Annotated in this window: 9 protein-coding genes and 1 pseudogene; 1 reads left to right on the top strand and 9 read right to left on the bottom strand. The window is 58.9% G+C overall.

From position 1 onward, the window contains the following. Positions 1-72: 72 nt before the first annotated feature. The 5 genes from nusA to P1S46_09500 all read right to left on the bottom strand — a co-directional run bounded on the left by nusA (position 73) and on the right by P1S46_09500 (position 5,388). Positions 73-1,383 (bottom strand): transcription termination factor NusA, encoded by a 1,311-nt coding sequence (gene nusA / locus P1S46_09520; GenBank protein ID MDF1536720.1) that lies wholly within the window; start codon positions 1,381-1,383, stop codon positions 73-75. Between the two features lie 146 nt (positions 1,384-1,529). Continuing rightward, complete coding sequence (locus P1S46_09515; protein ID MDF1536719.1) at positions 1,530-1,994, bottom strand: ribosome maturation factor RimP; 465 nt, start codon at positions 1,992-1,994, stop codon at positions 1,530-1,532. A 189-nt stretch (positions 1,995-2,183) separates the two neighbouring features. Further along, positions 2,184-3,647: a protoporphyrinogen oxidase gene (gene hemG, locus P1S46_09510; protein ID MDF1536718.1), complete on the bottom strand. Its 1,464-nt coding sequence runs from the start codon at positions 3,645-3,647 to the stop codon at positions 2,184-2,186. Beyond that, positions 3,640-3,933 (bottom strand): 4Fe-4S dicluster domain-containing protein, encoded by a 294-nt coding sequence (locus P1S46_09505; protein ID MDF1536717.1) that lies wholly within the window; start codon positions 3,931-3,933, stop codon positions 3,640-3,642. The genes hemG and P1S46_09505 overlap by 8 nt, the downstream gene beginning before the upstream one ends. Positions 3,934-3,945: 12 nt before the next feature. Continuing rightward, positions 3,946-5,388: an FAD-dependent oxidoreductase gene (locus tag P1S46_09500; GenBank protein ID MDF1536716.1), complete on the bottom strand. Its 1,443-nt coding sequence runs from the start codon at positions 5,386-5,388 to the stop codon at positions 3,946-3,948. Between the two features lie 272 nt (positions 5,389-5,660). Between P1S46_09500 and P1S46_09495 the strand changes: the two genes are divergently transcribed. Continuing rightward, positions 5,661-5,804: a hypothetical protein gene (locus tag P1S46_09495; protein MDF1536715.1), complete on the top strand. Its 144-nt coding sequence runs from the start codon at positions 5,661-5,663 to the stop codon at positions 5,802-5,804. A gap of 32 nt (positions 5,805-5,836) precedes the next feature. Here P1S46_09495 and P1S46_09490 read toward each other — a convergent pair whose 3' ends face one another. The 4 genes and pseudogenes from P1S46_09490 to P1S46_09475 all read right to left on the bottom strand — a co-directional run bounded on the left by P1S46_09490 (position 5,837) and on the right by P1S46_09475 (position 9,808). Beyond that, positions 5,837-7,564, bottom strand: coding sequence for a proline--tRNA ligase (locus P1S46_09490; GenBank protein MDF1536714.1), 1,728 nt, complete (start codon positions 7,562-7,564; stop codon positions 5,837-5,839). A 192-nt stretch (positions 7,565-7,756) separates the two neighbouring features. Next, positions 7,757-8,197, bottom strand: coding sequence for a type II toxin-antitoxin system VapC family toxin (locus P1S46_09485; GenBank protein ID MDF1536713.1), 441 nt, complete (start codon positions 8,195-8,197; stop codon positions 7,757-7,759). Next, the gene (locus tag P1S46_09480) at positions 8,194-8,433 is read right to left on the bottom strand and encodes a hypothetical protein (protein MDF1536712.1); all 240 of its coding nucleotides are present in this window, start codon (positions 8,431-8,433) and stop codon (positions 8,194-8,196) included. Before P1S46_09480 ends, P1S46_09485 begins: the two co-directional genes overlap by 4 nt. Positions 8,434-9,272: 839 nt before the next feature. Next, a pseudogene (locus P1S46_09475) lies at positions 9,273-9,808 on the bottom strand (restriction endonuclease). Positions 9,809-10,493 lie beyond the last annotated feature (685 nt).

The following is a 10,493-nucleotide window of genomic DNA, read 5'->3' as shown; positions in this document are numbered from 1 at the left end:
AATGACTTACGGTGTGAGTCATTGATTTGGGCGCCCCGCGCGGGGCGCGTTGATGGACTTTTTGCGAGTCCATCAACCTTGGTCAGCGTCACTTTCGTCAGCTGAATCGGGGGTTTCACCCTGTGTTCCCGCCCGCTCACGGAGTTTGTCCACGGTTTTGGGACCGAGGCCAGGGATGCTTAAAAGCTCTTCGTCGGTGGCCGCTGCGATAGCCCCGGCATCGGCCAAGCCCGCATCGTCAAGAGCCTGAACGATCTTTTCGGAGATCCCGTCAAAGATGCCGGCATCGTCTGCCTGTTCGTTCGCTCCAGCCTTCTCAAAGGTCTCCCGGGCAGTTTTCTCCTCCTCGGCCTGTGATTCGCTCTTGATGGTGATATTCCACCCGGTCAACCGGGCCGCCAAACGGACGTTCTGGCCGTTCTTGCCGATAGCAAGGGAGAGCTCCTCGTCGGCCGCGATGACTTCCATCGATTTTTCGGCCTCGTTGATGATCACCCTGGTCACCTGGGCCGGGCTCAGCGCGCTGCTGACGAAAAGCGCCGGATCCGCGATCCAGGGGATAATGTCGATCCTTTCCCCTCTCAGTTCGTTGACGACGGACTGTACGCGTGATCCCTTGACGCCGACACAGGCGCCCACCGGGTCCACGTTGGGATCGTGACTCACCACGGCGATCTTGGAGCGGCCTCCCGGTTCCCGGGCAGCGCTTCGGATCTCGACGATCCTCTCGGCGATCTCCGGGACCTCGAGCTCGAAAAGCTTCATGAGAAAATCAAGATCGGTCCGGGACAGGACGACCTGAGGACCTTTCGCATTCTGTTTGACGTCCAGGATGTACGCCTTGATCCGGTCACCCTGTTTATAGCGTTCCCTTGGGACCTGCTCCTTGGGCGGGAGTTCCGCCTCGGTCTTGCCGAGATCCACGATGATGGCCCCCCGGCTGAACCCGTGGACGATGCCGTTGATGATCTCCCCGATGCGCTCCGAATAGGTATTGTAGACCATCTCCCGCTCGGCTTCCCTGAGCTTCTGAACGATGACCTGCTTGGCGGTCTGCGCTGCGATACGGCCGAACTCATTGGCGTCGATCTCGATCTCGACCTCGTCGCCCGGCATGACCTCGGGATCGAGCTGCCGGGCCTCGAGGAGAGAGATCTGCATGGCTTCGTCCTCGACCTTGAGGGTGACCTCCTTGCGCTGGTAGATCTCGATGCGCCCGGACTGCCTGTCCATCTTCGCGTAGATGTCGGTCCCGGAGCCGTAGACTTTTTTGGCCGCTGTGACCAGAGCCGCCTCGATGGCTTCCACAAGGGCCTCCTGGTGGATGCCTTTTTCCCTCTCGAGCTGGGAAAAGATCATCAGCAGTTCCTGATTGGTGCTCATTTTGGTGTCCTCAATTATTAAGAAGTCAGTATTCAGTAGTCAGTAGCCAGAAAAAACTTCCTGCCTTTACTCGACTATTCTGCGTTCTGTGTTCCTTACCCTGAGCCAGGTCGAAGGGTGCCTCTTGTGTTCCGCGCCCCGCGCCCTCAGAACTTGAAATCAAGCCGTGCAGTGGCAATGTCCTCCACCGGCACATCGATCCGGATCCCTTCCTCGAGCAGGACTTTGACGATGCCGTCCTCGATCCCTTCCAGAGTACCCCGGATCTTTTTGCGACCCGCTACGGATCTGTGGGTCTTGATTGCCACGAGGCGGCCCGTGAACCGTTCAAAATCCTTCTCGTCCTTGAGGGGCCTGTCCAGTCCCGGGGACGAAACCTCCAGGTAGTACTTGACGGGGATGATATCCTCGACATCCAGGTGAACGCTCAGTTCCCTGCTCACCTTCGTACAGTGCTCCACCCTGACACCGGTTTCGCAGTCGATGGTGATCCTCAGGATCCACCGGCCGTTTTCCACCCGGAAGGTCACTTCGACCAGTTCCAGATCCAGCTGCTTCAGGATCGGATCAAGGATCCCCCTGATCTGCCCGATCACCCGGTTCGTGTTCATGTTTTAAGTCCCGAAAATACAAAAGAGCCGGCACCGCCCGCTCTTTCCAGAAAAACAAACAAAGAAAGAAACCGACTATTCACTAGCATAAGGCAACATATTTGGCAAGGGGGGGGGGCTCAGCCACCCGAAATCCGGTTTTTGGTTTACAGGAGCCTCGGAAAAAGGCGGTGGGGCAGGTTAAAGCCGTTAACAGGCGGAGCCATCCCGGTGTTCCTTCAGATATTCCAGCACCCTCCTGGCCGCCCTTTCCCCTTCGGCCACACAGTCGTTGATTCCCACACCCCGCCATGCGTTGCCGGTGATGAACAGACCAGGGTGATCCGCCAGCCGGTTCTCGATCGATTCGATCCGGTCGAGGTGTCCGAAGGTGTACTGAGGGATCGCCTTCTCCCACTTGATCACACGGGAAAAAACCGGCGCGGTCTCTATTCCCATGGTGACATTGACTTCCTGCCGGGCTACGTTCAGGAGATCCTCTTCATCCAGGCGGGGAGTGAACGGGTCCCCGGCGCCTCCGATCATCACTGTCAGCAGTGCATGGCCCGCGGGGGCCCTCCCTGAAAAGATGCTCGAAGCCCAGAGGGAACCGAGTATGCGGCGGCCTTCGCTCTTTGGAATCAGGAAGCCGAACCCGTCCAGGGGGAAGGGCAGTGAACTCTCGTCGTAACCCAGGTGCACCACCGCCATGACGGCGTATGGTATCGTGTCCATGGTAGCGGCTATTCCGGGATCCAGTTCCCTGAGGAGAGCCGCGGAGGCATAGGCGGGAATCGCGAGCACCACCACGGCCGCATCTGTTTCGGCTCGATCCTTACTATCTCCGCAGGTGAGCCGGTAGCGTGGGTTCCTCCCATTGGCGGCCGCTTCCAGCTTTACAACCGGTGCGGAGGTAACGACAGATTCCCCAAGCCGCCCGCTGAGCGCGTCCGTGAGGTCGCCCATTCCCCCGGTAAAAGAGGTGAGCACACCACCCGGCCCCGCGGATCCGGGTCCGGATCCGCCCTTCAGGGCCGCCTCCTTCTTCATGGCAAGCATGCCGCGAATGAGGCCTCCGTACTTCTTCTCCAACGCGAGAACCTTTGGAAAACACGCGGCAAGGCTCATGTTTTCAGGATCTCCGGCGAAAACCCCTGATGCCATGGGCCCTATGAGCTTGTCCAGGGCCTCTTTACCCAGACGGCGCCGGACGAAGTCGGCCAGAGTCTCGTCATCGGCGCCCTCCTTCCGCGGAACCAGGTATTCCGATGCGATCCGGATCCTGCCGCGGACGCTGACCAGATCGGAACCCATGAACAGGACCGGATCTTCGGGGAGGGCTTGAAGGCGGCCGCCGGAAAAGATGTAGCGTTTACGGGCCGCGTCGGTGCTGCGCAGCAGGCTGCCCTCTATTCCCATCCTCGCGCAGAGATCGAGGGTGTGGGGCTTGTTGTCCAGAAAACCGTTAGGTCCGGTCTCACCAAGACAACCTTCCCAGGAAAGGGTCCCTATCTTACCTCCCGTTCGGGGTTCTGCCTCAAGGAGAGTTATTTCGACCGGCAGCCCGGCCTTCCCGGCCTCCTCCCTGATCAGGTACGCCGCCGACAGGCCGGACAGCCCGCCGCCGACAACACAGACCCTCTGTTTTTCGGGGTATAAGCCGGTATCAACCATGACCGAACTCGACACCATAGCCGCCGGGAGGATATTTCCATCCTATGTTCTCAAAAGGGCAGGCCAGGCGGCATGTCCCGCATTCAAAACAGTTTTCAAAGGAAACGACGATCTGACCCCGGCCCTCTTCCCACGCGTAAGTCTTCACGGGACAGACGGTGGCGCACTCACGGCGATCACAGTCCCGGCAGATCCGCTGGTCGTGGATCACCAGGTGGCTCTCCTTGTATGGACGGAGCTTGACCAGAGCGATCTTATCCTCGAGTGTGAGGCTCTTCCGGGTCATCTTTGGTTTCCCTTACCAGTTGCGGCGGAAATACTCCGCCAGGTTTTCAAAGCTCGTCGCGTTCAGGCAGCTTCCGGCTCCCTCTTTCAGTATCGTCGCGAAAGGCGCGACCGTCTCCAGGTGAAATGCATCCATAGCCCCGACGCCCTGGAACACGGTTCGCAGGAAAGAAAGAACGCCGATCTCCCTGCTGAACATTTCGGCGGCACGGTTCTCCATCTCCTGCTTCGGCTCCCCGGAGACTGTGAAAACCTCCCGCAGCATCTCGAGAAAAACCCCCGGCCACACGGAAAGAAGCTGGGGGTTCTCCTTCAAATATCCCGGAAAACCCGCGAACTTCTTCAGATCCTTCAGGACAAAGCTCTCCTCCAGGCGCTCCCGGTAGGATTTCATGACATCCGCGGAGGTGTCACCCTTCGCCACCGCCTCGGCAGCCGTCTCCCCGGCAGCCATGCCGGAGGCCACGGCAAGGTTGATCCCCTCATGATACGGGGAGACGTTCACTAGCCCGGCGGCGTCCCCCACCACCAGGATCCCGTCGGCAAACAGGCGGCCCATACGGTTGTAGCCGCCTTCGGGGATCATATGGGCAGAGTACTCCACCGTCTCGCCCGACTTCAACAGGGGCCGGATGGAAGGGTGGGACTTGAAACCCTCGAGCAGGTCGTTGGGACTCAACCCGCTTTTCGCCAGATCCGCCACGGAAACAGCCACACCAACGGAAAGGGATTCCCGGTTGGTGTAGATGAAGCCTGACCCGAACATCCCGGCCACCGCTTCACCGTAATATTCCCGTCCTTCCCCCTCCGCATCCTCGAGACAGAAACGGTCCTGTATGACCTCCTCCGGGAGGGCGATGACCTCCTTGACAGCCACTGCCATTTCGTTTGAAAGCATTTTGGGCCGGAACCCTTCTTTTTCCGCGATGAGAGCGTTGGCGCCCTCGGCGAGGATGACCACCTCGGAAAAAAGTTCTCCCTCGCCGCTGTCGGCGCCCTCGTCCACCCTGGTTTTTACCCCGGTAACCCGGCCCCTGGCATCGCGGAGCAGTCCCTCCACGACGACTCCGTTGAAAATTTCCACTCCTGCCTCCTCCGCCTTTTTCGAGAGCCAGCGGTCGAAGGGAGCCCGCAGCACCGTGAAGGAGCCGTTATAGGGCGGATCCGCGAAAGCCCCACAGCGGAAAGACAGATCCGCGGAAGATCCTTCGGAGAGGATGGAGAAGGAACGACGGGCAACGGGCCGCTCCAGGGGGGCGTCGGCCTGACGGAATCCGGGGATCAGCCGCTCCAGAGGCGGGGTGAAGAGGATACCTCCGATGACGTTCTTTGCCCCTGAGAAGTTGCCCCGCTCCAGCAGAAGAACTTCGGCTCCAGCTGCCGCCGCCGCCATGGACGCGGCCAGACCGGCGGGCCCGCCGCCTACAACTACAACCTGAACCTTCTCTTCCCGCATGCTCCCTCCAAAAAACGGTTGTCAAGATCATGAACGGCTGAAGCTTTCAATGCAGGGGGCCGCGGGCCCCCCGATCATATTGATCAATTGTTTTCTTGGTTATCCTGTGCTAGGAAAAGAGCGTTCAAAACCGACACAGCGTCATTCCGGTCCATTTCCCAGGGACGATGAACATATCGACGAGGGAGGTTGGGATGGGACAATGCCCATTACTTGATGAGTGCCTATTCTTTAATAAAATATTAAAGAACACTCCCGCCGCGGTGGAAATGATGAAAACCATTTATTGCCTGGGCGACTATCAGACCTGTGCCCGTTACATGGTCGCCGAAGCTCTCTGCAGGGAAGCGGTCCCGGAAGACATGTTCCCCATCCAGAAGGAGAGGGCGGAGGAAATCATCACCGCCGACCGGTAGCCTGGCGGAGAAACCCGCACAGCCCCCTTGACTCAGGAACGGGAGGCTATGAATTCCATGACAACGTTGACAACCTTATCAAGGGGAACTTTCTCTTCCAGTCCCGACGCCCGTTCCTTCAGTTCCGCGACACCGTCCTTCACGCCGCGGCCGCCCACGGTGACGCGCATGGGAAGGCCGATCAGGTCCGCGTCGTTGAATTTCACGCCGGGGCGCTCCTCCCGGTCGTCGAAAAGGACCTCCACACCCCCGGCGATGAGTTCTTCATAGATCCCTTCCGCCACGGAGTGGATCTCCTCCTTGCCCGGGTCCAGGGACAAAAGGGCCACCGTAAAAGGGGCGATGGGCACGGGCCAGATGATCCCCTTGTCGTCGTGGTTCTGCTCGATGGCGGCCGCAGCCGTCCTGCCCACGCCGATGCCGTAGCATCCCATCTCGATGACCTTCTCATCCCCGCTCTCGTCCAGGTAATGGGCCTTCATGGACTCGCTGTACCTGGTGCCAAGGTAGAAGATGTGCCCCACCTCGATACCGCGCAGGAAGGTCAGTTCCCCGCCACAGCGGGGGCACGGGTCCCCCTGGACAGCCTCTCTCAGGTCCGCGAACGCCTCGACCTTGAAATCGGCCAGGTCCACGCCCGTCGTGTGGACATCCTTCGCGTTCCCGCCGGTGACGAACCCCGACATGGCAGCGACACTGTTGTCCGCGAAAAGGGGAATGGCCAGGCCGACCGGACCGGCGAATCCCACGGGGGCGCCCGTAACCTTCTCCACCACCTCCGGCTCTGCCAGCTCCAGGGTCTCGTCCTCCACAAGGCGACGGACCTTGACCGGGTTGACCTCGTGGTCACCCCGCACCAGGACACCGACCGTTCCCTTGTCGCCGCTCATGACGATGGTTTTGACCAGTTTCCCGGGAGTAATCCCCAGGAAGCGGGTAACCTCTTCCACCGATTTTTGTCCCGGTGTGGAAACATCCTTCCGTTTCTCCCCGCTGCCGTTTCTTTCAACGGCAGCATCAGCCGGAGATTCCCCGGCAGGGGAAGCGACGGCGGCCATTTCCAGGTTGGCGGCATAATCGCAACCCCGGCAGCTGACCACGCTGTCCTCCCCGGTGTCGGCGAGGACCATGAACTCGTGGGAAAGGCTTCCGCCGATCTTGCCGGTGTCCGCCTCCACGTCCCGGAACTTCAGGCCGCACCTCCGGAAGATGGCCGTGTACGCCTCGTGCATGGCCTGGTAGCTTTTCTCGGCCCCGGCCTTGTCCCGGTCGAAGGAATAGGCGTCTTTCATGGAAAACTCCCGGCCCCTCATGAGTCCGAACCGCGGGCGCACCTCGTCACGGAACTTGGTCTGGATCTGGTACAGGTTCCGGGGCAACTGCCGGTAGGAGCGGATCTCCCGTCTCACCAGGTCGGTGAAGATCTCCTCATGGGTGGGCCCGTAACAGAAATCCCTTCCGTTGCGGTCCCGGATGCGCAGGAGCTCCTTCCCGTAGAAATCCCACCGGCCTGTCTCCTGCCACAGCTCAGCGGGGAGGATGCTTGGCATGAACAGCTCGTGGGCGCCCGCTCTGTCCATCTCCTCGCGGATGATCCTCTCGACCTTGCGGATCACCCTCAGGCCGAGGGGCAGGATGTCGTAGATCCCGGCCGCTATGCGCCGGACCATGCCGGCCCGCAGCATGAGCTGGTGGCTGACGACTTCCGCATCTGCAGGAACTTCTCGCAGAGTGGGAAGAAAATATCTTGAATAGCGCATGGGGGCTCCTGTTATTCAGTATCCGGTTTCAAGTGTCTGGTTCCTGGTCAGCGAGGATACATATTTCAGTCGCCTTGGGCAAGGGGGGGGGAGGCGCGGGGCCTGTGAAAGCGGCCAGGGCGGTCTCGCCACGGAGTTATCACGCCTTCGGCGTGTCAGGCCGATAGCACGAAAAAAACCGGGAATCCAGGGTTAGTCAAGCACCGCCACAGCCTCCCGTAAAGATAGCACCATGTCCGAAAAACGGACGGGCTGTTCCCCACGGATTTTACGTAGAAAGCGTTCATCAGCGGTCGCAAAACGCCAACCTCGCTCTAAAGCCAGCTCCAGATAGACACAGTCATAGGCTGGATGATCAAGCAGCACAGCGAGGCTGGTTGCAGAACTGAGCAAGTGCCGTGTAGGGAGGATTTCGAGGTCCGCCTGTTCCAGGATACGCGCGCCGATCAGAGCCTCATCCTCGGAGAGTTCCTCTCGTTGCACCTTTTTCCAGAGTATATTGGCGCATTCCGCAATCAGAAGGTCCGGCGCGGACAATCTGGCCTTATCGAGAACGGTGAGCGCTTCGGCAGTACCCTCTTCTTCCACAAGCCATTTGATCGCAACGCTTGCATCGATGACAAGATGGTTCACCGCTCGCCGCGGCCTTCACGCATAAGCTCTTCCGACGGCGTGTGTTTACGACCTTTGGTCATTTGGCGAAGTTTCGCCGCAAGTTCACCAAACGCGGGCTCGACCTCGGCGGAGAGAGCCTGCCGCAATATTTCCCGATGTTCAGCCTCGGTCGAACGTCCGTGCCGCGCCGCACGCCGTTTCAGTCGAAGGATGAGCTCATCCTCAAGGTTTCGTACATGCAGATTACCGGGCATCAGTCACTCCTGTGATATGTTTGCTCCCAATGCTCTCATATCCCTCCCCGTTAATCAATATTTTCCTTCGGCCTCGCCTTTGGCGACGGCTGGAGGACGCGGAGAAGATCAAAAGCTGACTCATCACAGAAGGGTACGCAGGGAAAGGCTGGAATCTGGAGGGGAGATCTCTGGCGTATGCCGAAAAAGGCTGAAGGGCACTCACCACCGCACCAGGGCACAGAGGAAGTCGAAGGACCGGGGCAAGGCGCGGTTCCTGTAAAAGCGGTAAAGGCGGCCTCTCGCCCTTCGGCAAGCTCAGGACAGGCAGGGACGCCCGTCTTCGCTTTCAGCTTCCGACTTCGCTCTTCGAGCTACGCCGCGACAAGTCGACGTGACAAGCAGGGAACGCAGAGAAAAGCGGTTGTCATCGCGAACCGTGGTCAGAGTGAAGCGATCCCGATAAAAGCTGTACCGCAAGGGCCCACCGTCATTCCGGAAATCACGCCTTCGCGTGATTATCCGGAATCCAGGATCATTGCGCGTTTTCTGTAATAGCGGTCCGGTCGGCCTCACGGTTTGCACCTCGTTTCTCCCACACACGGAATCGCAACGCTTCCTTACCGGGCGATTCCGTGTCTTCAATGGGGCCGGGGCATCTCTGCCCCGGAACACGGAATTCTCCCGCGGAGCCTGAATTCCGTGTCTGGATCCACAAAATTCATGGACGGCGGAATTTTGTTTCTGGAACAAGAGACGCGATCCATGAAATGGTCCCGTCTTGCCGGTGGACTCTGGAACCATGGACTTCCAGGGTGACACAGGGTTAACGCGGGGTGGGTGGGGGTGAGGAGAAAGGGTGTCTTGCCAGCTCCGGTTGCCATCTTCAACGCCAGGCGCATCAGTTCCGGGTTGGCATTGCTGTTGGCATTGACCAGATGTTCAATAAAACCTTTTCCCGCTTTATCGTTGGGAGCAACTTCGCTTAGCCAGATAGCGGTTTCAACGGCTTCGACCTGACAGAAGAACGGGCGGATATTGTTGAACCGGTGGTGTCGCCAGTGTTGGAGTAGACGTGCTGTTTCTGGAGTGACCTTCCAGTCATTTGGGTTTGGGATTTTACGCCATTGATCCACATGGCGGCGCAAGTTATTGATCATTGAAGTTGGATCATACTTCTGGTCAGCAGTTGAAATCGTCGTGTCTACAAAAAGTTGCTCCTGATCGGCCCTACCTTTGCGCTTTTAGGTTTCGGTATCGGAGTAATAAATTCAGCACTCCGACGACCCTCAATGACCTTCTGGGTCGGCTGACCATGTTCGTCAAGCTCCCAGTGCCGATCAGGATAATCGTAGGGTGAATTCAGAATTGGCTTGTCGAAGAACGGGTTGTCCATTTATCCCTTCCTGCTAATGACGCCACATTTGGGCAAACCTCACCTTCACCTGCTTTTGAGGGTACCACCGTGCCAGTGTGATCAGGTCAAACCTGCGCAAAGACGATGGAACACAAACCTACTTTCTTACTTTTTAATCGTGAAACCGCCCCGAGGCAGAGGGCGGTTTGGATATGTTTTATTGCAAACCCCTCCCCCAGATAAACAAGCAGATTCTACAGGAAAGGGAGCGCCCGGGGCAAGCCGGTGGGATAATCGCTGGCGGGGTAGAATATTTCCGATTTCCCCCTGCGCCACGGCATCCGTCTTCGTTCTTGGGGCGTCGCCAATGGCTTTTGCCGTCGCTCTGCGAGCTTCCCTCTTCGTTATGCCTGGCGCATAACTTCGCCGCGACAAGATGGCGTGACCGGTCCGTCTTCGTCACGCTAATTGCGTGACTGCGCCGCGACAAGATGCCCACACAAGTCGAACTTCACCGTGACAAGTCGGCGTGACTCAAGGGAAAACTTTCCCCCTCACCCCGGCCCTCTCCCGAAAGCCCCTTCCCCTCCTTCTGTCCGTCCCCTGATGGCCACTCGATCCCGCCAACGGTGGGACTCGGGGTCTTAAACATCTCGAAGGAGGGGTTTCTCTCACCCCCACCTCGATCCTCCCCCCTCAAAAATCACTTTCACCCCCACCTCTG

It is taken from the genome of bacterium, assembly GCA_029210545.1.
GTDB lineage: Bacteria > BMS3Abin14 > BMS3Abin14 > BMS3Abin14 > BMS3Abin14 > JARGFV01.
The sequence above is the reverse complement of the archived record's forward strand: the minus strand, read 5'-3'. Positions and strand labels throughout refer to the sequence as shown.